The following is a 22,890-nucleotide window of genomic DNA, read 5'->3' as shown; positions in this document are numbered from 1 at the left end:
CTCAGTCTCCTTTGTCGAGCCCTGCTTCACGTGCGAATGATTTCAGTGATTTCAACCCGAGTGACTGATACTGGTATGGATTGCGAACTTCCGGGTCCTGTTCGGCTTCGATCACCAGCCAGCCCTGATAGGCTTTGTCAGCCGCGACTTTCAGCACAGACGTGAAGTCTACGCCGCCCTCTGCATCGCCGGGAACAGTGAATACACCGCGACGAACTCCCTCCAGAAAAGACAAGCTCTGGTCCCGTACCTCGGTAGCTATCGCCGGACGAACGTTCTTGGCGTGGATATGACCGACGCGGCCCATATGCTTTTTGGCAACCTGTTCCGGATCACCACCGCCGAACAGGCAATGGCCGGTATCGAGAAGGAGCTTCGTGTGCGGCCCGGTATGCTGCATCAGAAGATCAATCTCGTCTTCGCTCTGCACTACCGTTCCCATGTGATGATGGTAGACAAGCGCGATACCTTGGGCCGCGGCAAATTCTGCCAGTGCTTCGACGCCCGTCCCAAATTCTTCCCAGCGCGCTTCTTCCAGGACCGGACGCTCGGATAGCGGCTTGTCGTTGTCACCATGAATGGCGTTCGAGGTTTCGCAAACGATGATGACCTTCGAACCCATCGCCTTCAGAAGATCGAGCGCAGGCTGCATGGCCTTCTTTTCTTCTTCGACGGAATTCACCAACAGATTGAGTGAATGCCAGCCCGATACGTAGCGAAGCCTGCGGGGCTCGAGCACGGCTTTAAGAGCGTCGGCTTCCTGCGGAAACTTATGACCTTTCTCGATCCCGTCGAAGCCGATTTTGGTGGTTTCATCGAGGCATTGATCCAGGGTGATGTACGCGCCGAGGCTGCGATCATCGTCGTTCGACCAGGCAATTGGATTGGTGCCATAGAGGATCATCGGTCAGTTTCTTTCTTTGAGCTTGGCTTCGTAATCTTTACGGGCAGCGCGCACCTGTTCGCGCTCCGAGACTTCCGGCACGGCAACATCCCACCACCATCCACCGGTTTCAGGCGTCGGGTAGGGGTCGGTGTCGATAATGACGACTGTCGTGCGCGGACTGTTGCGGGCTTCGGCAAGGGCATGTTCCAGCTCGCGGATCGATCCTGCTTTCTTCGTATCCGCGCCCATCGCTCCGGCGTGGGCAGCGAAATCGATCTTCGATGGATTAACATGCGCGGCATGGTCGAGCAGGTTGTTGAACTCGGCGCCGCCGGTCGCCATCTGAAGCCGGTTGATGCAGCCGAAACCGCGATTGTCTGTGATCACGACAGTGATCTTCTGCCCCATCATGACGGCTGTGGCGAGTTCGGAATTGGCCATCATGTAGGAGCCGTCGCCAACCATCACGATGACGTCGCGGTCCGGTTCGGCCATCTTGATGCCAAGGCCGCCAGCAATTTCATAACCCATGCAGGAGAAACCGTATTCCATATGATAGGACATGGGGCGACCAGCCTTCCAGAGTTGATGGAGCTCTCCGGGCATCGTTCCGGCCGCACACATGACGACAGTGTTTTCCCGTGCCTGACGCTGTACCGCGCCAATCACCTGCATATCGGTCGGCAAGGCATTGCCGTCGCTGGGGGCAGCAGTGAAATTGTCTGCTGCGGCAAACCATTTCTCTTTCAATGCGGCATTGACGGGTTGGCGCTTATAGCTGCCGATTGCCTTCGAGAGCGTTTCAAGGCCGATCCTTGCATCGGCAACCAATGGAAGCGAACCATGCTTGGAGCCATCATAGGGCTGGACATTGAGCGAGAGGAGCTTGTGGCCGGGGTGCTTGAACAGCGCCCATGATCCGGTTGTGAAATCCTGAAAGCGCGTGCCGACACCGATCACGAGATCGGCTTCGGCCGCGATCGCATTGGCGCTGTCTGCCCCGGTTACGCCGACCGGGCCGAAATTGAGCGGGTGATCCCACGGCAGGGCCGATTTGCCAGCCTGCGTTTCGATGACCGGAATGCCGTGCGCTTCGGCAAAATTGCGCAACGCTTCGTGGGCGCCGGAATAATGTACACCACCGCCTGCGACGATAATAGGTTTAAGCGCTGCCTGGATCGCCGTGGCTGCGCTGTTCAGTTCGTTTTCGTCCGGTGGCGGACGACGCCAGTGCCAGACTTTCTGTTCAAAGAATTCTTCCGGCCAGTCATAGGCTTCCGTCTGTACATCCTGGCAAAAGGCGAGCGTCACCGGCCCGCAATCGGCAGGATCGGTCATTGTGCGGAACGCACGAGGCAGGGCGGTGAGAAGCTGTTCCGGCCGGGTGATCCTGTCGAAATAGCGGCTAACCGGACGAAAACAGTCATTCACGGTCATGGTGCCGTCGTTGAAGTCTTCGATCTGCTGCAAGACGGGATCAGGGCCGCGATTGGCAAAGACATCACCGGGAATGAGAAGGACGGGCAGGCGATTTACATGGGCAAGGGCAGCTGCCGTGACCATATTCGTCGCTCCGGGGCCGATGGAGGAGGTGACAGCGCAAGCGCGTTTGCGGCCAAGCTGCTTGGTATAGGCAATGGCTGCATGGGCCATTGTCTGTTCATTGTGGCCTCGCCACGTGGGTAATTCTTCGCGAATGCCATGGAGTGCTTCTCCAAGCCCGGCCACATTCCCATGGCCGAAAATAGCCCAGACACCCGCGATAAAAGTCTCCCCTTCCGGCGTCAGCTGGTTTGCGAGATAGCGCACCAATGCTTGTGCGGCGGTCAATCGAATAGTTTTCATAGCTCCTCCAGCGTCCTCCCGGCAGAACGAACTCAATATTTGCGCACGCTGTCCCAAACGTTGCAAAGGCTGCGATAGCGCGTAGCCATGTCGGCAATTGCTTCATCGTCGCTGATCGAACCATTCAGCCATTTGCGTGCCGCGTCACCAAAGATGGTGCGCCCCACCGCAAAACCTTTGACAAGGTCGAAGTCGGCAGCGATAGCAAGGCTGGCTTCCAGTTCTTCGGCGGGTGCGTCCAGTCCCAGGACGACGATGCCGCGTGTGTGTGGGTCGTTGCGTGTGATTGCGTCACAGGCATTGGCCCAGGCCGCTTTGGTTTTCATAGGCTCGAGCTTCCACCAGTCGGGATAAACCCCGATTTCGTAGAACCGCTCGATCACACGAGCTGTCGTATCGTCATCGACTGCTCCTGCTTTTGACGGGATGATTTCGAGCAGGAATTCCAGTCGGTTACGCCGGGCGGCTGCGAAAAGACGTGAAACAGTTTCTTCCTGCTGCGCCTTGAACTCAGCCGTGTCATCTGGATGATAGAAGCATAGTAATTTTACGACATTCTCGACAGGCCACTCCACAAGTCCGCCGCAGTCGGGTCCCAGTTCCGGCTCCAGTTTAAGTGGACGCGAACCGGGCCATTCAGTCGGGCGCCCGATCCACAAGCCCGTGCCTGCTGCCCTGTAAAGAGCATCGCGGCCCAGCCGCCCATCGCATAATATGCCGTAGCCCTTGGCCCCGTCAGCCACCTGCAAGGCAGCATCCAAGCACAGCTGTTTGAATTCTCCGATCTTTTCGCTTGAAACACCCGCTTCGGCGGCCATTTCTTCAAGCTGGATGCGGTGGTCGAACGCAAAGACGCGCATGTGAGGCCAGCCGCCGCTCCGGTTGGTGGACCAATGTATCTGCTCCAGGGCCGCATCCTTGCGCAAAGCCTTGTTGCGAATGCCAGTGCGGAAAAAATACTGAAGCTCTTCCCAGCTCGGATAGGCTGGCGTGCATCCATGCCGCGAGACTGCAAAGGCGCCGCAGGCATTGGCGAATTTGAGGCTGGTAGGCCAGTCCTCGTCCTTCAGCCAACCGCGCAGAAGTCCGGACATGAACCCGTCGCCTGCCCCAAGCACATTGAAAACATCAATCGGAAAACCTTCGCCGCTCTGTCCCTCGTCGAGACTGTCGGGAATCGCGCCTTCAAAAACCACCGCTCCCATCGGACCGCGTTTGCAGACCAGTGCTGCGTTCGTTACATCACGCACCGCCTTCAGTGCCTGTAGCGTATCAGTCGAACCGCCTGCGATATGGAACTCCTCTTCTGTTCCAACGACAAGATCAAACAGATGAAGCGTCGATTGCAGCTTGGCTGTGACGGCTGCGGATTCGATGAAACGGTTTTCGCCGTCACCGTGGCCGGAAAGTCCCCAGAGATTGGGGCGATAGTCTATATCAAGCGCCGTGCGGCTGCCATTGCCACGGGCGAGGCGAATTGCCTTCAGGACCGCCGCTTCCGTCTTCGGATGGGATAAATGTGTGCCGGTTGCCAACACACAGCCCGCTTCGGCGATGAAATCCGGATCGATATCGTCCTCGCATAAAGCCATGTCGGCGCAATTTTCGCGATAGAAGATCAAGGGAAAATGCTGCTGGTCGCGAATGCCGAGAATAACCAGGGCAGTCAGGCGCTCTGGGTCGGTAACGATGCCCCGAGTGTCCACGCCCTCCCGCTCCAGTTCCCGCAGCAGAAAACGCCCCATATGCTCATCGCCGACACGCGTGATCACCGCCGATTTGAGACCAAGCCGCGCGGTTCCGGTTGCAATATTGGTGGGGGAGCCACCGACATATTTGTTGAAGGAGGCCATGTCTTCCAGAAGGCCGCCCACTTGCGCGCCATACAGGTCCACCGAAGATCGGCCAATCGTGATCAAGTCGAGCCGTTTCACTCCATCCTCCCTCGGTATTTTCTTATTGCTGCATGGCTGTGCATGAATCATGACACATAGCAGTTATTCCATTTTTGATTAAAATGGATTTATTATTCTATTTCAACTGAAAAATGGAATGTGCAGGGGAAGGTCAGTCGCTTTGCCTTAGTGTCCCTACGGCGACGGCAAGTGCGATAGCCAGGCAAAGCGTTGCGGAGAGCGAACGAAATGCACCGAAATCCACTTCGGAAACCAGCAGTGTCTGCTTGGCGGATTTGCTCATGGGGCTGACAAAGGTGTCTGTGATACCGACGACGTCAATGCCCCGCGCGGCGACGGTTTCAGCCATGGCGACCGTTTCCGGCGAGTAGGGGGAAAAGGTAATTGCCAGAAGCACATCGCCTTCGCGAATAGCGTGCAGGTTTTCCAGTTTGCCCACGGCACTGTGCAGCATGGCGGGAACGTGCATTTTCTCCAGCGCGTAAGCCAGATAGCTCGCGACCGGAAAGGCGCGACGGATTCCGACGATATGGATTGTATGCGCGCTCGCCAAAAGCTGAACAGCCTTTTCGAGTGCTTCTGGATCAATGGTCTTCAGCAAACCTTCGAGGGAGGTGCGCCCGGCCTCGGCAAACTCCGCAAGAAGGGCAGGGGCGCTACCCGTTGCGGTTTCTCGCAAATGCTGCAACCGGGTCGAGTAATCAGGCCAGCCACCCGCATAGGAATCCCGGAACAGCTTCTGCATTTCGGAAAAGCCGGAGAAGCCCATGATCTGGCAGAACCGCATGAAGGCGGAACTCTGCACGCCTGCCCCTTCGGCCATCTCTGCGACAGTCGACACGGCGATACGATCCTGATTGGCGGCAACGAAATCGGCGCACTGCTTGAGCCTCTTTGGCAAGCGGTCGGACACCTCCAGCAGCTTCGCTTCGAATTCCTTGATATTTGCCGGAACGCTGATCGGTGACGGGGCAGGGGAATCCATCATTGGCCTTTCAATATGGTCTCTTGACAATCTTTATGTCACATTCTAGCAAAATAGAATAAATATTCTACAGCGTATCTTCAGGTGAATGAAGATGGCTGTTTCCTGGGGAGGATGAGGCAATGGTGACACGTCTGGCGTTACTCGGTGCGGGCCGTATCGGCAAGGTGCATGCGGGCGCAATCGCTGCGGACAGGCGGGCCAGGCTGGTTGCCGTTGCGGATGCCAATGAAGCGGCAGCACGCGCAATTGCCGACTCTGCCGGGGCCGAAGTTCGCAGCATCGACGCTATCGAAAAGGCAGACGACATTGATGCTGTGCTGATATGCACGCCGACCAATACCCACGCCGATCTTATTGAACGGTTTTCGCGCGCCGGCAAGGCCGTTTTCTGTGAAAAGCCCATTGATCTCGATATTGCGCGCGTCCGCGCCTGCCTCGCAGTTATCCGCGAAGCCGGCGCGAAGGTGATGCTGGGTTTCAATCGCCGGTTCGATCCGCATTTTGCTGCAGTACGCAAAACCATTAAAGACGGACGCATCGGCAATGTTGAAATGGTGACGATCACCAGCCGCGATCCCGGCGCGCCACCGGCGGAATATATCAAGGTATCCGGCGGCATTTTTCGCGACATGACGATCCACGATTTCGATATGGCGCGTTTTCTGCTTGGGGAAGAAATCGAGAGCGTATCGGCGTCGGCCTCGGTTCTTGTCGATCCAAAAATCGGGGAACTCGGTGATTACGATAGTGCGAGCGTCATCCTGACGACCGCCTCCGGCCGACAGTGCGTCATTTCCAACTCACGACGAGCTTCCTATGGCTACGACCAGCGCATTGAAGTCCATGGATCACTCGGGGCTGTTTCGGCGGAAAATCAACGTCCGGTTTCGATAGAAATCGCTTCCAGGGACGGTTATAACCGTCCGCCTCTGCACGATTTTTTCATGACGCGCTACACGGCTGCTTATGCAGCGGAAATCGCTTCGTTTATCGATGCACTTGATACAGGAAAGGCGCCCTATCCTTCAGCAGAAGACGGGTTGCAGGCCTTGGCATTGGCTGAAGCTGCTCTTCGTTCGGTCAAGGAAGGTCGGACCGTCAAGGTTGCGGAGGTCCTAGGGTAATACGGTAATTTCGTTTGCCTTTTATCGCAATCGGCTGCGATATGCGGGACATGGCCTACGAGATCGATGATTTACCGTTCGAAGAGTTTTTTGTGCCCGTGAGCAATGCTACGGCGGCCTTGGTTCGACTCGACGAGCGGCTTTCGCGCTCACCTATTCACGATGGCATGATCGAACGGTTGCATATGCACGATGCCGTCGCTTCGATGTGGCTTGAGGGCGAACTGGTGCATATGGAAGACCTGGTCTTGCATGATGCCTTGATGGACAACCGGATGCCAAGCCATGCCTTGACGATAGCGCATGCGGTTTTGCGCATGCGCAGACAGATTGCCGGAAAATCAGCAGACTGGGCCCTCGGACCCGCTGGTATCCAGCAATTGCTCGGCCGATCCATCGATCTCACCCCTTCGGAAGTCGAACCGCGCCAAGCTACGGATGATGATTTCGACCCGTTGCTCAATGACATTGACAGTCTGCTTGCGCGGACGGGTGCTCTTCTGGAAGGCGTGGCTCCCGTCAGACCCAAGCCGGAAACGACGCCGCGTGACACGCTGCTTTATGACGATGACTGGGATGAGGATGCGCGTTTGCAGGAATGGCGCGATTGTCTTGCCGGCACGAGGCATCTGCCACCGCTGATGCGAGCCGCATTGATCCATGACGCCTGGTTTTCGCTGGAGGTTGTGCAGCGGTCATCGTGGATAGGCCGGCTTCTGACGGCCGCACTCCTGCGCCAAAGCGGTCTTGCAACGGGCCATCTGCCGACAATCAGTCTCGGCCTGCGTGCGAAACGGCCCGATGAACGTCGCTCGTCCAACCGTGTGATCAGGCTCAGAACGTTTTTTGAAAGCATTGAAGAAGCTGCCGACCTTTCCATGAAGGAGCATGACCGGTTGCTTCTGGCGCGTGAACAAATGCAACGTAAGCTCAAAGGGCGCAGGTCCAATTCGCGCTTGCCGGAACTGATGGAGATGGTGCTGCGCAGCCCGGTCATTTCCAGCCAGATGGTGGAAAAGGAATTGCAGGTCACGCAGCAAGGGGCGCTGAAACTGATTTCGGAACTCAATTTGAGAGAGATCACCGGACGCGGGCGGTTTCGGGCCTGGGGAGTTCTCTAGATCAGCTTCATGCATTTGCGGCGCAGATGATCCGCGAAAAGCTCGAACTCGTTGCGGCGGGCAGCATTGGAGCGCCAGACCAGAACCAGCGATCGGTAATTGTTCTTGCCCTCGTAAGGAACGACGCTTAGTTCCGTTCCTCGCGTGACACCCGCTTTGACCGCCACCTCCGGCAGAAGGGTGACGCCCATTCCGAAATCGACAAGCTGCACCAGTGTCGTGATCGATGTGGCATGGACATCGCCGCTTGCTTGCGCCGGTGTGGAACCTATGGCGGCCATGACGTGTTCGCGAAGACAATGCCCTGTTTCCAGCAGGAGAAAGGGCTGATCCTGCAAATCGTCAGCATCGACCCGGTCGCGATTGGCCAGGGCATGATCGCGCCGCACCGCCAGATAGAAGATATCGTGACCAAGCTCTGATACTTCAAATTCATCGAGATCGTATGGATGGGCGACGAGCGCAACATCGAGGGATCCTGAACGCAAGCTGTCCAGCAGGGAGCGCGTGAGGCCTTCGCGAATGGTAAGCTGCAGTTCGGGAAAGGCCCTGGAGGTCGCAGGCAGAATTTTGGGTAACAAAAAAGGCGCTATCGACGGAATGACTCCCATCCGCAATCTGGTCGTCAGCGGGCGTTCTGCCTGCCGCGCATGTTCAGGTAGTTCTTCGATGAGAGCTACGATAGTGCGGGCTCGCTCCAGAAAATCTTCGCCGGCAGGCAGAAGCTGCATTCGTCGGCCTGAGCGATCGATCAGCGTTACGCCGAGTTCCGCCTCGAGGGACTGAATGGCGGCACTCAAGGTTGATTGGGTTACGCCCACGACTTCGGCGGCTCGTGAAAAGGAGCCCGCTTTGACGAGGGCCATGAAATAGTGGAGTTGACGGACACTGATGTTGAGCATCGAATCTTAAGTCCTTGTTCCATCGTTATAATCGATGGAATTTATCGATATAATCGCTTTGACCGATTTGGCAAGAAACCCTATATATGACTCGCAGAACGGAAAATTCTGAAAATTCAGAAAATTCCGCATAACCATCGAATTTTAAAGGTAGGTATAAGATGCTCGGTATCGGCGACAAGCTCCCCTCCTTCAAGGTCACCGGCGTAAAGCCCGGCTTCAACCATCACGAAGAAAACGGCGTTTCGGCGTTTGAAGAAATCACCGAAGCAAGCTTTGCTGGCAAGTGGAAGGTTATCTTCTTCTACCCGAAGGATTTCACCTTCGTTTGCCCGACGGAAATCGCTGAGTTTGCCCGTCTTGCATCTGATTTCGAAGACCGTGACGCAGTCGTTCTGGGTGGTTCGACCGACAATGAATTCGTGAAGCTCGCATGGCGTCGTGATCACAAGGATCTCGACAAGCTGCCGATCTGGTCGTTTGCCGACACCAACGGCTCGCTGGTCGATGGCTTGGGCGTTCGCTCGCCGGATGGCGTCGCGTATCGCTATACCTTTGTTGTCGATCCGGACAACACAATCCAGCACGTTTACGCAACCAACCTCAACGTTGGCCGTGCTCCGAAGGATACGCTGCGTGTTCTCGATGCGCTGCAGACCGATGAACTTTGCCCGTGCAACCGCGAAGTCGGTGGCGAAACGCTCAAGGCAGCTTGATAGGTCCTGATTGAGTGCGGAAAGGCGGGTCAAGGCCCGCCTTTCTTTTATCTGAAGCGGTTCCAGCCCAACATGGACATCGGAACTGCTCTATCTCTTTGTTTTTACGCATTCTCCCATGCAAGACCGCACCGCATTTTTGCTGGAAATGCTTTGATATCCCGAATGGCAGATAAAGAGGGTTCCATGTCCATTGATGACCTGAAGTCAAAAATCCCGGATTTCGCCAAGGACGTCCGTCTCAATCTTTCGTCCATGGCAAGCGATGAAACACTGACGCCACAGCAGAAATACGGCCTGTTCGTTGCGTGCGGCATTGCCTCTCGCAACGCCGACGTGCGTAAGGCGTTTGTTGGCGAAGCCACCGCCAAAGTCGACGCTTCCGTCATTCAAGCCGCGAAGTCGGCTGCGTCGATCATGGGCATGAACAATGTCTATTACCGCTTCGTACATCTCGCTACCAATAAAGACTACCGTACCATGCCGGCAAAGCTGCGCATGAATGTGATCGGTAATCCGGGCGTCGACAAGGTTGACTTCGAGCTCTGGTCGCTGGCGGTATCTGCCATCAATGGCTGCGGCATGTGCATCGATGCGCATGAGGATGTGCTGCGCAAGGCCAATGTGTCGTCGGAAGCGATCCAGACGGCTGTCCGCTTTGCATCGATCATCCAGTCGGTGGCTATCGCATTGGAAGCTGCCGACACGGAATAGGGCCCTCGCGCCTCACAAGGAAAAGCCCGCGCGGATCGCTCCACGCGGGCTTTTTGCTTCGTACAGTTTACTATTCGCCGCGCTTGAACGAAATGAAGGTAAAGCCAATCAGCGAAACCACGGCGGCTGCGACCATGTAATAACCGACATAGTCGAAGCTATAGTGCGTTGCGAGCCAGGTCGCGATGTAGGGTGCGACCGAGGCACCCAGAATACCTGCCAGATTGAAGGTCAGCGAGGCGCCGGTGTAACGGACAGAGGTTGGGAATGGTTCGGCGAGCGCGGCACCGATCGGGCCATAGGTAAGACCCATCAGACCGAAGCCGATGATGAGGAATGCGAGGACGCCAGCAGTGCCCGCCATGAACAAGGGCGCCATGATGAAGCCGTAGAGGCCGATCAGGACGGTGACGATAATCATGACCGGGCGCATGCCGAAACGGTCGGACAGCAGCGCAGCCACAGGGATCATCAAGCCGAAGAAGACCACGCCGATCATCTGAAGAATAAGGAATTCCTCGCGGCTATAGCCAAGGGCGCGTGTGCCCCAGCCCAGCGAAAAGACCGTCATCAGATAGAACAGGACGAAGGTTGCAACCGCACCGATGGTGCCTAGGAGAAGGCTCATCTTGTGCTGCTTGAACAAGGTTGCGACCGGTACTTCGACGCGTTCAGCCTTGTCGATTGCTTTCTGGAATTCAGGCGTTTCGGCGATCTTCAGACGGATGAACAAACCCACACCGACCAGAAGAGCGCTGGCTATGAAAGGAATGCGCCAGCCGAAAGCAAAAAATTGTTCTTCGGTAAGAGCCTCGGCCAGAATGAGGAAGATGCCCGTCGCCAGAATGAAGCCAACCGGAGCGCCGAGCTGCGGGAACATGCCGTACCATGTCCGCTTGCCTTCGGGCGCGTTTTCAGTTGCAAGCAGCACCGCGCCGCCCCACTCGCCACCGAGACCAAGCCCCTGGCCCAGACGGCACAGAGCCAGCAGAAGAGCTGCCCAGACGCCTATGGAGTCGTAGGTTGGCAGGAAACCGATGGCGACCGTGGAAATACCCATGGTCATGAGCGCTGCGACCAGCGTAGCCTTGCGTCCGACCTTGTCTCCGAAGTGGCCGAACAATGCTCCGCCGATGGGGCGTGCAAAGAATGCAATCGCAAAGGTTGCCAAAGACTGGAGAAGCGCGGAGTTGCCGTCGCTTGCCGGGAAGAACAGATGGGGGAACACGATCACCGCGGCGGTCGCGTAAATATAGAAGTCAAAAAATTCGATCGTGGTGCCGATCATGCTTGCGGCCAGAACTCGGCGCGCGGAGTTTTTCTGCGGAGCAACCGCTACAGCGACTGTCATTGTTTCAGTTCCAATATTGCGGGCCGTCTTTTTAGGGGAGGGAGCCCAAGATGTGGCTTCTTTAAAGCCGGCGAATATAGAATCGCAAGCGGAAAAGGGCTTTTAAGCAATTTTGTGATTTCGGATGGGCTGTTTTGGAAACAAAAGCGAAAGTGGATAAAATTCCTGTCAGCGCGCGTTCTGATCTTTCATTTGCCGCAAGGGCTGATTAAATTTCCTGTGTCATCTGTACGAAAGTAAACATGTTTCGAGCAAAGTACGATATCGGCTTGAGGGGGGCAGCCCGGGACCATGCGGTCCTGCGCTTGCCTTCCCGTGGGCTCGTGACGTTGCTTGCAATCCTGTTTCTTGTTTCCGCGCAACTTTGTTACGCCATGGCGCATGAGGCGCCCTCTGTGCAGACGGTTTCTGATTGTCATGTGAACATGTCGCATCAGATGGACGACACATCGGTCTCGGCGGATGCGGGCAAAACTGCGCCGAAGGATCACGGCGGCAAAACACCGAATGCTTGTGTGATGATGACGTGCGGCTGTGTTGTTCAATTGGCAACGGATTTGCGCGCGGATGTTCCTGTACAGGATTTTGGTTTGCCGCCGCTCGTTGCAGCGCTGAACGGCAAATCCCCGAACAGCGACCTGCGACCGCCCATATCGCTTCAGGCTTGATCTTGGAAATCGCCGCCGAAATTTGGCGGCTATCACGATTATTGTCTGGAGACTTACCATGACTGGAATTACACGCCGCCGCCTGTTCGCTCTGGCGACCGGGGCGGCCTTTGCCACGACCATCCGCCCAATTGACAGCTTTGCTCAAGACGCTCATCAGCATATGGCCCACGGCGCGGGGGCCTTGTGGACCCCGACTGCTGGACGGCCTTTGCCTCTCCCGCCTCTGATCGAACCGGATGCGTCGGGTGTCGTCAAACTCAAGGTGCAGGCAGGGTGGCACAGTTTTGAAGAAGGAAGCGAAGCAGCATCGGCTGGCGTCAACGGTGCCTATCTTGGTCCGCTCGTGCGCTTGAAGAATGGTGAAACAGTCACCCTTTCCGTAGAAAACGGCATGGATGATGAGACTACGCTTCATTGGCACGGGCTTTTCGTCCCCTCCATACTCGACGGCGGCCCCCATAATGTGATTGCGCCGGGCGCGGAATGGAAACCGAAAATCACGGTCAATCAGCCAGCCTCGTTCAACTGGTTCCATCCGCATCTGCATGGAAATACCGCCCGTCAGGCGCATCTCGGCATTGCCGGTCTCATGGTCGTGACTGATGGCAAGGATGCTGCACGCGGGCTGCCCGAAGACTACGGTATAGATGATATTCCGCTGGTGCTTCAGGATCGTCGGGTGATTGAGGGGGACAGGATTTATCAGCCTGACATTATGGACTTGATGCATGGTTTCCGTGGCGACAAGCTTATCGTGAACGGGATAGTTTCACCGGAAGCGCGGGTCCCTCAGTCCATTGTCCGTCTGCGCATCCTGAACGGTGCCAATGCGCGAAACTTTCATGTTCGTCTCGGTGATAATCGCCCCTTATTTGTCATCGCGTCGGATGGCGGTTTCATCGGAAAGCCGGAACCGGTCAAAAGGTTGTCCATAAGTCCCGGTGAGCGCTACGAGGTTCTGGTGGATTTTTCCCAAGGCAGGGCAGTCGATTTGCTGACCTACGAAAATGACAGCGGTGGCGATGATCTGCATTTGATGCGGTTTGAGGTGGACAGCGCCTTGCAAGCGAAAATCAAGTCCTTTCCAGATCGTCTGGATGGGCCAGGCGTCCCGGACGAAAACCTTTCCGTAAAACGCCGCTCGTTCTTCTTTGACGAGCGAATGACGGAAAATATGAGGCTGATGATGGCAAAACCGTCCACCGATCCTCATGCCGGGCATAACATGGGCAGTATGGACATGAGCTCCATGCAGTCTGGCGCTATGGATCATGAGATGCACGGGGCCAGAAGTTCTGCCGATGCAGGTCCGGCGCTTGACGCCTTGTCGTCAGGCGTAACGATGGCGATCGCAGGCAAACCGTTCGACATGGGTCGTATCGATGTCGAGGCCAAGCTTGGGTCCTGGGAAATCTGGGAACTTACAACGAAGGAGATGCCGCATCCATTCCATATCCATGGGGCGTCGTTTCGCATTCTTTCCCAGAATGGCAAAGCGCCCCCCGCACATCAAGCGGGCTGGAAGGATACGGCTTTGATTGATGGGAAGGCTGAAATATTGGTTCATTTCGACCGTGAAGCGGCGAAAAGCCATCCATTCATGTTTCATTGCCACGTGCTGGAACATGAAGATGTGGGCATGATGGCTCAATTCATAACGGTATAATCCGCCTCTGACCGCGTGACAGTGTTTGTCACGCGGTCGCTCCGGCATTTTATTTTCGAACAATTTCGAGCGGTGTGCGTTGTCGTCTCATCACGAAGGATCGCGATCAGGAGGAAACAATGCAGCCGTTTTTGATTGCTTCAGCAATGATGCTTCTGGCAGTTCCAGCCATTGCCGCGGATATGAGCGTCAAACTTTATGAAGCTCTGCCAACAGGCCAGGGAAAGGAAATTGGCACCGTCACCATCTCGCAGATGGATGCTGGATTGTTATTCAAGACCAATTTGAGAGGCCTTCCTGCTGGTGAGCACGGCTTTCATGTGCATGAGAAAGGCAGCTGCGCACCGGCTGAACAGGATGGAAAAACTGTCCCGGCGCAATCTGCCGGCGGGCATTACGATCCGTCGCATTCCAAGCACCACATGGGACCGGAAGGTGAGGGGCATCTTGGTGACTTGCCTCTGCTCGAAGCCGACGCACAGGGTAACGTGACTCAAAGCGTGACGGCCCCGCGGCTCAGGTCGCTGGATGAAATCAAGGGGCGAGCCTTGATGGTTCACGTGGGAGGAGATAACTACTCTGATAAACCCAAGCCGCTTGGCGGTGGCGGCGCTCGGTTCGCCTGCGGGGTCATCCAATAATCGCTATCCCCAGTTTTCGATGCGAATCTTGGAACCATCGGAAAACCGGGAAATGTGAAACGCCGAAGGATCGACGACCGGCGTTTCACCTGTAACCATATCGGCAACGAGCTTGCCCGCGCCGGGACCAATCCCGAAGCCATGCCCCGAAAAGCCTGTTGCTACGATCAAGCCTTCAATGCCCGGGAGTGGCGAGATGACCGGGATGACGTCCGGCATCGTGTCGATGAGCCCTGCCCATTCCTGCTCTATCGTTGCCTGGGCGAAAGAGGGGATTGCCTGCCTGAGCTTCGTCAGCACCTGAGCGTTGGCGGCCTTGTGCGGAGCAGGATCGAGCGTGCGAATTTTTTCGAAAATGGATATCTCGTCGGCAGGCCGGAGTTTCCATTGGAAAGCTTCTTCGAAGAAGCGCTCGCCGAACCGGAAGCGCAACGACCGCCACTCGGTTGAAAGCGAGGGTATGAAATCCCGAAAGAACCGGAAACTGTCGGGCACGATATCCGCGATAGAGCCACCGAGGCTTGCAACCGTGTATCCGCCATCAAGCCTCTTGCGCAGGGCAAAGTCCGAAAACGCAATTGCAGGTTCGACACCGGCATCAATGGGAGCCGTGCGGAATACGGAAGAACGCACCTTCAACTGCGGCAGGTGGGCCTTGAAGCTCGAAACGATAAGTCTTGACCAGGCTCCGCCCGCGACGATCACTGCCTCGCAGCACAGACGGCCTTTTTCGGTAAGGACTGCCGTGACCCGGCCATTGGTCGTCTCTATACCGCGCACGGCACAGTTTTGTAGAATGATGGCGCCATTCTCTTGCGCTTTTGCGGCAAAAGCCGGAACCGCCTTTTGCGGTTCGGCCCGTCCGTCGCGCGGCGTTATCATGCCGCCTGCGAGCCGACGATTGATGCCGGGTGCCAATGCTGCGACCTGATTTGCATTGAGAAGTTCCGTCCCAATGCCGTGTTCCCGAGCTATCCTGATCCACTCCGCATAAAGAGCCATTTGCTCTTCTTTTTCAGCTGTGTAGGCAATTCCGGTCACACGGAAACCGGTTTCGCGCCCCGTTCGCTCATTCATGCCTTCCCATAGTCGCATGCTTTCGACGATGAGGGGCATTTCCCGGCTGTCGCGCCCGGTACGGCGGCACCACCCCCAATTGCGGCTGGATTGTTCCCCCGCGATCTCCCCCTTTTCAAGGAGAGTGACAGGAATGCCGCGTTCGGCCAGAAAAAGGGCAGTGGAAACACCGATGACGCCGCCGCCGATGATGGCAATTTTGGTTTCCTGCGGCAAGCTGTCAGCTGTCGCCACCTTATCCGTGACCGGCCCCATTTCGGTATTCTCCTGCAATGCGATTGGGTGATTTGAGCATATGGAAGCACAGTGAACATGGCTCGCTTTTTGTTCACGATCAACCGGATAACCTGTTACACAATACTTAGTTGCGATATTCCTGAGATAATCCATCCTGTTTTTGTAGCTTTCTGGAGAATGTGTCTCTATATCCGCCTGAACTGCAATCTGGACACGCGATCTTGCTTATGGACGCAGCACGCAACCCGCATGATAAAAGACAGGTATTCGGGCAATCCGGCCCAGCACTGACTCTGTCCGGTATTACCCGCCAGTTTGGCGCTGTGCGTGCGCTCAATGATGTCTCTCTCGATGTTCACGAGGGCGAGATAATTTGCCTGGTCGGCCATTCCGGCTGCGGTAAGACTTCCCTGCTGCGCATTATCGCGGGCATCGATGTTCCAGACAGTGGAACACTCACCATGGGGGGGCAGGCGCTGGTCGGCCCATCCGTCTTTATTGAGCCTGAAAAACGGAACGTGGGTGTCGTCTTCCAGGACTACGCTTTGTTTCCGCACCTGACGGTAAGAGAAAACATCCTGTTCGGATTGCGAAGAATGCCCCGCCACGCGGCGGATGCGCGGACAGGAGAGCTTCTCGAACTGGTGTCGCTCTCGCACATGGCGGATCGCTATCCGCACATGCTGTCAGGTGGCGAGCAGCAACGTGTGGCACTTATCCGGGCCCTTGCTCCGAAACCACAGCTTCTGCTGATGGACGAGCCGTTTTCGAACCTTGACAGAGGACTGCGCGCCCGGGTTCGCCGTGAGACAGTGGCTTTGCTGAGGGAGCTTGGCACAACGGCGATTATCGTAACGCACGAAGCCGAAGAGGCGCTGTCGACCGGAGATCGTGTCGTATTGATGCGATCTGGCGAAGTTGTTCAGAATGGCCCGGCACGCGAGCTTCATGACCAGCCCGTGAACCGGTATGCAGCGGATTTTTTCTGTGACTTCAATGTGATACCCGGAAAAGTCGAGGGTAATGGGCTGGTAACTCCCTTTGGGAAAATTGCCATAAGTGCACAGTTTGGACCCGACGCTGAAGCGTTTGCCTATCTGCGTCCGCGTGACTTTACGATTGTGACCGATAGTGAGACTGGCGAAGCTTCATTGCGTGGTCATATTGAAGCCCGCACCTTTCTCGGTGAAATCGAAGAACTGGTCGTGCGGGTAACAGATGCGGCTCCGCGCCTGCGTGTACGCACCGAACTGCGGCTTCCGGCTTCTTCCAACGATATAGTGCTACGCCCGCATTGGGATAAGGCGCTGATTTTCCCCAAGTGACTGAAAATATCCGCTGTCGAAGTGTTGCAGCAATTGACCGTCGGTGCGCTGCACCGTATAACTTGATTGCGTAACTCATAATTTAATATGAAACAGGTCCATCTGGAGGTAAAATGTCCAAGTTCGCGCGTTCTGGCCTTGCTCTCGCCGCAGTAACGTTCTTTGCAGGAGCTGCCCACGCAGATGAAGTGAACATTTACACGACGCGTGAACCGGGCCTCATTCAGCCCCTGCTCGATGCTTTCAAATCGTCTACCGGAATTACCGTCAATACGGTTTTCCTGAAGGACGGTCTGGCAGAACGCGTAGCTTCTGAGGGCGCCAACTCGCCCGCCGACATTCTTATGACGGTCGACGCCGGGAACCTGGTCGATCTCGTCGACAAGGGACTCACCCAGCCTGTTGATTCCAAGGTGCTGAAAGAAGCTGTTCCGGAACAGCTCCGCGACGCCAAGGATAACTGGTTCGCATTGTCCATGCGCGCTCGCATCGTCTATGCCGCGAAAGACCTCGAGCTCGACAAGATCAACTATGAGGACCTGTCCGATCCGAAGTGGAAGGGCAAAATCTGCATCCGTGCGGGCCAGCATCCTTACAATACAGCACTCTTCGCGGACTATATCGCGCATTACGGTCCGGAAAAGACCGAAGAATGGTTGAAGGGGCTCAAGGATAATCTTGCGCGCAAGGCTGCCGGTGGCGATCGTGATGGTGCCAAGGATATCGTAGGCGGCATTTGCGATATAGCCGTTGCCAATTCCTATTATGTCGGCCTGATGCGTTCGGGTAAGGGCGGTGACGAGCAGAAGACCTGGGGCGAAGGCATCAAGGTTCTGCTGCCGACATTCAAGGATGGCGGAACCCAGGTCAACATCAGTGGCGCAGCCGTTGCAAAGAATGCACCGCACAAGGACGCAGCAGTCAAGCTGCTCGAATATCTGGTGTCCGACGAAGCCCAGCAGCTCTACGCCAAGGCCAATTTCGAGTATCCGGTAAAGCCGGGCGCTCCGCTTGATCCAATCGTGGAATCGTTCGGTGAACTGAAGATCGACAGTGTTCCGCTTTCGGAAATTGTGAGCCATCGCAAGCAGGCAAGCGAACTGGTCGACAAAGTCGGTTTTGATAACTAAAAGCCGAATGAACTAACCAGACCAGCGCCGGTGCATTTCATGCGCCGGCGTTGTACTAGAGCGCGTCTCCCGAGAGCGGATGCTAGTTCGGGCAAAGACGTGCATTAAAACAAATGGATAGAGCATTTCCGAAGATCTAACAGGAAATGCTCTATAGAGAGACCAATGGAAGCTTTTGCAGCCACCCGGAAACGAGTTTTGCGACCCGCAAAAGCGGGACGCAACTGGCTAAGGCTCTCGGCATTGGTTGCAGTTCTGGTTTTACTTCCGGTTCTTGCCCTTGCCTTTGAAGCCATACAAGGATCTGCGGGGCTCTGGGCGCACCTTCTCGCCACCAATCTAGCGACAGCTTTTCTCGAAACGGTAATTCTGCTTATCGGTGTCGGCATCATTGCCGCTTTCATAGGAACGTCAACGGCATGGCTGGTGACGGCATATGATTTTCGCGGGCGGCGCCTGCTTGAATGGGCGCTTTTGCTGCCCTTGGCCGTACCGACCTACATCGTTGCCTATGCCTATCTCGATATCCTGCACCCTATTGGTCCGGTGCAGGGAGCGGTGCGATTCATGCTGGGATACGATAGTCCGCGCCAGTTCCGCTTGCCCGATATTCGTTCAATGGCCGGATGTATTATTCTTCTCGGCTTCGTTCTCTACCCCTATGTCTATATCCCTACACGGGCAATGTTTCTAACTCAGTCCGCCAGCCTTATCGAAGCGGCAAGAACTTTGGGCGTTAGCCGCAAGGGCATTTTCTGGCGTGTTGCATTGCCGCTCGCGCGGCCTGCCGTAGCGGTTGGGGTCAGTCTCGCTTTAATGGAAACGCTGAATGATGTAGGCGCCGCCGAATTCCTGGGCGTGCGCACATTGACTGTTTCGATTTACACCACATGGATTACGCGCTCGGATTTGCCAGGCGCTGCGCAATTGGCCCTCGCTCTCCTGTTTCTGGTGGTTGCTCTTGTTTCGATTGAACGCTGGGGGCGACGCAAGCAACGTTTTGCTTCCAACATCCGTCATTCGCGTGGCTTCGAACCATTGAGCGTCAGGAACGGGCGGGGCGTCTGGTTGTTCTGTCTCTGCTCCCTTCCAGTCGTCATTGGATTTGTTCTGCCGGCAATTTATCTGGTCGTGGAAGCGGTGAAGCGCGCCCGTTTTGCCGGTATCTCTCCGCGATTGGTTGGCGAAGCTTTCAATACCGTTGTGCTCGCGTCAGTGGCTACAGCGTTGGTGCTGATATGCGGAATATTTGTTGCATATGCTGTCCGGCTTTTCCCGGGGGCTGTTTCACGCTGGTCGTATCGCGTGTCCACGATGGGATATGCGGCTCCGGGGACCGTTATCGCCATCGGCATTTTGGTGGTGGCCGGTAGCTTCGATCAATTTTTCAATCTGTTCACATCGCATGTCTTCGGTTATTCGGCAGGGCTGGTGCTGATCGGGACAGGCGCGGCGGTCATCTATGCCTATGTCGTTCGATTTCTGGCCATCTCCGCAGGTGGCATCGATTCCGGGCTGGAGCGCATACCCGTGTCACTGGATCATGCTTCGCGCACGCTCGGGCGTGGCGTTACCGAAACGTTTTGCGCAGTTCATTTGCCACTATCGAAAACAGCCATCGTGGCGGCGGGTCTCCTCGTATTCGTAGACTGTGTGAAAGAACTGCCTGCAACACTTCTGCTGCGCCCCCTCAACGTCGAGACTTTCGCAACGCATCTTTATGGCGAGGCCGCACGCGGAACATACGAAGAAGCCTCCCTTGCCGCCCTCGCCATCGTGACGGTCGGAATTTTACCGGTGATATTGCTTGCGCGTGTCGGTAGGCGCTTCGGTAAGCGTGTTTAATCTCCTGCCATTAACAGCAACAACAGGTGACAAAATCGATAATTCAGGATTGCTTAAATAGTTATCGATACTTTTATTCGGGGAACCAAGCACAGTCGGGATAGTGCTTCTGGTTGTATTTAACAAGAACTGCACCTTAGGCGGGGCAGGGGGCTGCATGTTCAAAGTTCTGGAATGCGTGACTGTACAGCACGATCAGCCTTTTGTGGTTCTGGCTGCATCCATTTCATTTGCAAGCATGTTTGCATTTTTCCTGTTGCTGGCCCGCGCGCGCGAATGCACCAGGAGCCGCCGTGACAACTGGCTCGCAATCAGTGCTTTTGCCGGTGGAGTTGGCGTGTGGGCAACCCACTTTGTGGCGATGCTCGCTTACAGCGGCACCGTAGCAATCGAGTTTGATTTTACCGCCACCGTTCTTTCGGCGGCGACGGCTGTTCTCGGTTTTTGGTTGAGCCTACATCTACTTAAGGGTGCTGCGCTGAAATATGCTCTGATGGCGGCCATTTCGGCGACGCTATCGATAGCCGCAATGCATTTCACAGGCATGAGTGCGATCAAAGCAGCGGCTGACATACACTATGATCTTCCACCGATCTTCGTGGGCGGCGCAATCTCGGTCCTGATTTTGCTGGCCGCTTTCTGGTTTGTGACGAATGCTTCCGGCTGGTCACGTATTCTGCTTCCGACCGTAGGAGGCATACTCGCTGTTTGCACACTCCATTTCACCGCGGTTGCCTCGACTGAACTGGTCCCAAACCCCACTCTTCCCGCGGCCGATCCGCTTGGGATCGGACGCCTCTGGCTCGTTGTTGCCATCGCGGCAGTGGTGTGTAGCGTGGCGCTGGCGACAATTTCTGCCGTGTTTATAGACCGTTACATGACGGACTTGAAGGGGTTTGCAAACGCCACATTAGACGGTTTGGTCGTTATACGGGATGGCGGGATAGTCGAGATGAATGCCCGGTTCTCTGAGCTCATGCGGAGAAGCGAAAAGTCGCTGATGGGTATTGAACCCGATACTTTGTTATTGGCGGCTGACGGGCTTCCGGTCTGTGCTCGCCGTGCCGAGGCTATCGAGGCGGCTCCAAGGTTTCCCAATGATGAACGCATTTTTGAGCTTGCGGTCCATGCCATCGAATATCAGGGACGTCCTTGCGAGGTGCTCGCCGTACGCGATCTTACCGAAAAACGCGCAGCTCAACGCCAGATTGAGCACATGGCGCGTCATGACGCGCTCACCGATCTGCCCAACCGCATGTTTTTTGAGGAAAGGTTGGCGAATGCCGTTGCGCGTCCCAGCCGCGAGCCTTTCGCCGTGCTGGCACTCGATCTGGACCGGTTCAAGGCTGTGAACGACATTTTCGGTCACGCCGAAGGCGACCGGGTATTGAAGACGGTTTCCAGCATCCTGAAGCGCTGCGTAAATGGCATAGATACTGCCGCACGCATCGGCGGTGACGAGTTTATTATTCTGCAAGTGGGCGTCCCGCAGCCTAGAGGTGCCCGGAAGCTGAGCGAGAAGATTCTGGAAGCCTTCCGCTTGGAGCTGAATACCGTGCTTGATCCGACCGCTGTCGGCGTCAGTATTGGCGTTGCCCTATATCCAAATGATGGCAAGGATGCGGAAGCCATCCGGCATGCGGCAGATATCGCGCTCTATCGGGCGAAGACGGAAGGGCGCGGATTATTTGCATTCTATTCCCCGGAAATGGATCAGGAGATAAGAGAGCGGCGCCAGCTAGAAGCGGATTTGCGTCACGCGATGGTGCGGGGACAGATCGGTATCGCCTATCAACCTTTGTTTGCGACGTCTGACGGGCGTTGTACGGGTTATGAGGCATTGGTCCGCTGGAATCATCCGGAACGCGGGCAGATACCACCGGACGTGTTCATCCCTATTGCCGAGGAAACGGGAACAATCGTGGCGCTGGGCGAATGGGTTCTGCGTGAGGCTTGCCGCACGGCCGCCGAATGGGAGAGCCATCTGTCCATCGCTGTAAATCTGTCTCCCGTCCAGTTCCGGCTCGTCAGCCTGCCGGATACCGTCAGGTCGGTTATCGCAGAGACCGGGCTTGATCCGACGAGACTGGAACTGGAGGTAACCGAATCCGCTTTGATGAAGGATCGACTGACGACTCTTGAACTGCTGCGTCGAATGAAGAAGTCGGGAGTTCGCATTGTTATGGACGATTTCGGGACCGGTTATTCATCGCTCAGCAATCTTCAAAGTTTTCCATTCGACAAGATCAAGATTGACCGCAGCTTCATCACCAGCATGGAAACGGATGTCAGCGCCAGAGCAATTGTACGAGCCATTGTCGGGCTTGGTCGCAGTCTCGATCTGCCGGTCGTGGCCGAGGGGATCGAAACCTTTGACCAGCACCGCATGGTGATCGAAGAGGGCTGTGAACAGGTTCAAGGCTTTCTTTTCGGCCGGCCGGCTAATGCGCCCGCTCCAATCGACCCGTCGCGCTGCCTCAACAAAACGGCTGTGGGGCAAGTAAAAGCCAGCTAAGAAGCCCGATCCTTGTGAATAACCGCGAGGTTTCGCTATTTCTAAAGGCTGCCTTGCTGTGCCGAATTGTTACAAAGCTGTTATCTGATGCGATTGTGAACGGAACATTGCAGCGAAGCGCCGACGGCTCGGAACCGCAAATTCGTTAAGCAATGGAAGGGGTTGCGTAGTCCTTGATCTGGCATAGCACCCAGAATAGGGCAATGTTTTCAACACGATA

At 55.9% G+C, this 22,890-nt stretch carries 18 protein-coding genes; 11 read left to right on the top strand and 7 right to left on the bottom strand.

Features of this window, described 5'->3' with window-relative positions; genetic code table 11:
* Position 1: 1 nt before the first annotated feature.
* The 4 genes from iolE to ACOWVS_RS09010 form a co-directional block, all read right to left on the bottom strand.
* Positions 2 to 904, bottom strand: a complete 903-nt coding sequence (iolE, locus tag ACOWVS_RS09025; RefSeq protein WP_006469095.1) for a myo-inosose-2 dehydratase — start codon at positions 902 to 904, stop codon at positions 2 to 4.
* 3 nt (positions 905 to 907) lie between these two features.
* Positions 908 to 2,731 carry a 3D-(3,5/4)-trihydroxycyclohexane-1,2-dione acylhydrolase (decyclizing) gene (gene iolD / locus ACOWVS_RS09020; RefSeq protein ID WP_006471547.1) on the bottom strand — a complete coding sequence of 608 codons (1,824 nt, stop codon included), beginning with the start codon at positions 2,729 to 2,731 and terminating at the stop codon, positions 908 to 910.
* A 32-nt stretch (positions 2,732 to 2,763) separates the two neighbouring features.
* Positions 2,764 to 4,716, bottom strand: a complete 1,953-nt coding sequence (locus ACOWVS_RS09015; protein ID WP_052018875.1) for a bifunctional 5-dehydro-2-deoxygluconokinase/5-dehydro-2-deoxyphosphogluconate aldolase — start codon at positions 4,714 to 4,716, stop codon at positions 2,764 to 2,766.
* Between the two features lie 82 nt (positions 4,717 to 4,798).
* A complete protein-coding gene (locus ACOWVS_RS09010) occupies positions 4,799 to 5,632 on the bottom strand; it encodes a MurR/RpiR family transcriptional regulator (RefSeq protein ID WP_006472667.1) in 834 nt (277 codons plus the stop codon).
* 122 nt (positions 5,633 to 5,754) lie between these two features.
* Between ACOWVS_RS09010 and iolG the strand changes: the two genes are divergently transcribed.
* Together iolG and ACOWVS_RS09000 are read left to right on the top strand one after the other, a co-directional pair.
* Entirely contained in the window at positions 5,755 to 6,759 is a 1,005-nt protein-coding gene (iolG, locus tag ACOWVS_RS09005; RefSeq protein ID WP_006472666.1) for an inositol 2-dehydrogenase, read from the top strand.
* 50 nt (positions 6,760 to 6,809) lie between these two features.
* A complete protein-coding gene (locus ACOWVS_RS09000; protein ID WP_006472665.1) occupies positions 6,810 to 7,880 on the top strand; it encodes an RHE_PE00001 family protein in 1,071 nt (356 codons plus the stop codon).
* On the opposite strand, the gene ACOWVS_RS08995 is transcribed toward ACOWVS_RS09000, so the two are convergent.
* Entirely contained in the window at positions 7,877 to 8,782 is a 906-nt protein-coding gene (locus ACOWVS_RS08995; protein ID WP_006469089.1) for a hydrogen peroxide-inducible genes activator, read from the bottom strand. The genes ACOWVS_RS09000 and ACOWVS_RS08995 overlap by 4 nt on opposite strands.
* 161 nt (positions 8,783 to 8,943) lie before the next feature.
* Here ACOWVS_RS08995 and ACOWVS_RS08990 point away from each other — a divergent pair, with 161 nt between their 5' ends.
* Together ACOWVS_RS08990 and ACOWVS_RS08985 are read left to right on the top strand one after the other, a co-directional pair.
* Positions 8,944 to 9,498 (top strand): peroxiredoxin, encoded by a 555-nt coding sequence (locus ACOWVS_RS08990; RefSeq protein WP_006469087.1) that lies wholly within the window; start codon positions 8,944 to 8,946, stop codon positions 9,496 to 9,498.
* A gap of 186 nt (positions 9,499 to 9,684) precedes the next feature.
* Positions 9,685 to 10,212 (top strand): carboxymuconolactone decarboxylase family protein, encoded by a 528-nt coding sequence (locus tag ACOWVS_RS08985; RefSeq protein ID WP_006472664.1) that lies wholly within the window; start codon positions 9,685 to 9,687, stop codon positions 10,210 to 10,212.
* Between the two features lie 70 nt (positions 10,213 to 10,282).
* On the opposite strand, the gene ACOWVS_RS08980 is transcribed toward ACOWVS_RS08985, so the two are convergent.
* Entirely contained in the window at positions 10,283 to 11,563 is a 1,281-nt protein-coding gene (locus ACOWVS_RS08980; protein ID WP_006469085.1) for an MFS transporter, read from the bottom strand.
* 242 nt (positions 11,564 to 11,805) lie between these two features.
* On the opposite strand from ACOWVS_RS08980, the gene ACOWVS_RS08975 reads away from it, so the two are divergent.
* From ACOWVS_RS08975 to sodC, 3 genes are all read left to right on the top strand, one after another.
* A complete protein-coding gene (locus ACOWVS_RS08975; protein ID WP_006469084.1) occupies positions 11,806 to 12,231 on the top strand; it encodes a hypothetical protein in 426 nt (141 codons plus the stop codon).
* Between the two features lie 58 nt (positions 12,232 to 12,289).
* Positions 12,290 to 13,900, top strand: coding sequence for a multicopper oxidase CueO (gene cueO, locus ACOWVS_RS08970; protein ID WP_006472662.1), 1,611 nt, complete (start codon positions 12,290 to 12,292; stop codon positions 13,898 to 13,900).
* A 119-nt stretch (positions 13,901 to 14,019) separates the two neighbouring features.
* Positions 14,020 to 14,541 (top strand): superoxide dismutase family protein, encoded by a 522-nt coding sequence (gene sodC, locus ACOWVS_RS08965; protein WP_006472661.1) that lies wholly within the window; start codon positions 14,020 to 14,022, stop codon positions 14,539 to 14,541.
* A gap of 3 nt (positions 14,542 to 14,544) precedes the next feature.
* Here the strand turns inward: sodC and ACOWVS_RS08960 are convergent, their stop codons facing one another.
* On the bottom strand, positions 14,545 to 15,873 hold the full coding sequence (locus tag ACOWVS_RS08960) for an NAD(P)/FAD-dependent oxidoreductase (RefSeq protein ID WP_006472660.1): 1,329 nt from the start codon (positions 15,871 to 15,873) through the stop codon (positions 14,545 to 14,547).
* Between the two features lie 209 nt (positions 15,874 to 16,082).
* Here ACOWVS_RS08960 and ACOWVS_RS08955 point away from each other — a divergent pair, with 209 nt between their 5' ends.
* The 4 genes from ACOWVS_RS08955 to ACOWVS_RS08940 all read left to right on the top strand — a co-directional run bounded on the left by ACOWVS_RS08955 (position 16,083) and on the right by ACOWVS_RS08940 (position 22,670).
* Positions 16,083 to 17,180 carry an ABC transporter ATP-binding protein gene (locus tag ACOWVS_RS08955; protein WP_006472659.1) on the top strand — a complete coding sequence of 366 codons (1,098 nt, stop codon included), beginning with the start codon at positions 16,083 to 16,085 and terminating at the stop codon, positions 17,178 to 17,180.
* Positions 17,181 to 17,293: 113 nt separating this feature from the next.
* Positions 17,294 to 18,310, top strand: a complete 1,017-nt coding sequence (locus tag ACOWVS_RS08950; protein WP_006469080.1) for a Fe(3+) ABC transporter substrate-binding protein — start codon at positions 17,294 to 17,296, stop codon at positions 18,308 to 18,310.
* Positions 18,311 to 18,475: 165 nt separating this feature from the next.
* Complete coding sequence (locus ACOWVS_RS08945; protein ID WP_075041857.1) at positions 18,476 to 20,155, top strand: ABC transporter permease; 1,680 nt, start codon at positions 18,476 to 18,478, stop codon at positions 20,153 to 20,155.
* A 157-nt stretch (positions 20,156 to 20,312) separates the two neighbouring features.
* Positions 20,313 to 22,670: a bifunctional diguanylate cyclase/phosphodiesterase gene (locus tag ACOWVS_RS08940; RefSeq protein WP_075041858.1), complete on the top strand. Its 2,358-nt coding sequence runs from the start codon at positions 20,313 to 20,315 to the stop codon at positions 22,668 to 22,670.
* Positions 22,671 to 22,890 lie beyond the last annotated feature (220 nt).

Source organism: Brucella sp. IR068 (assembly GCF_049065885.1).
GTDB lineage: Bacteria > Pseudomonadota > Alphaproteobacteria > Rhizobiales > Rhizobiaceae > Brucella > Brucella intermedia.
Note: the sequence above shows the minus strand (reverse complement) of the source record. Positions and strands in the feature narration are given on the sequence as shown.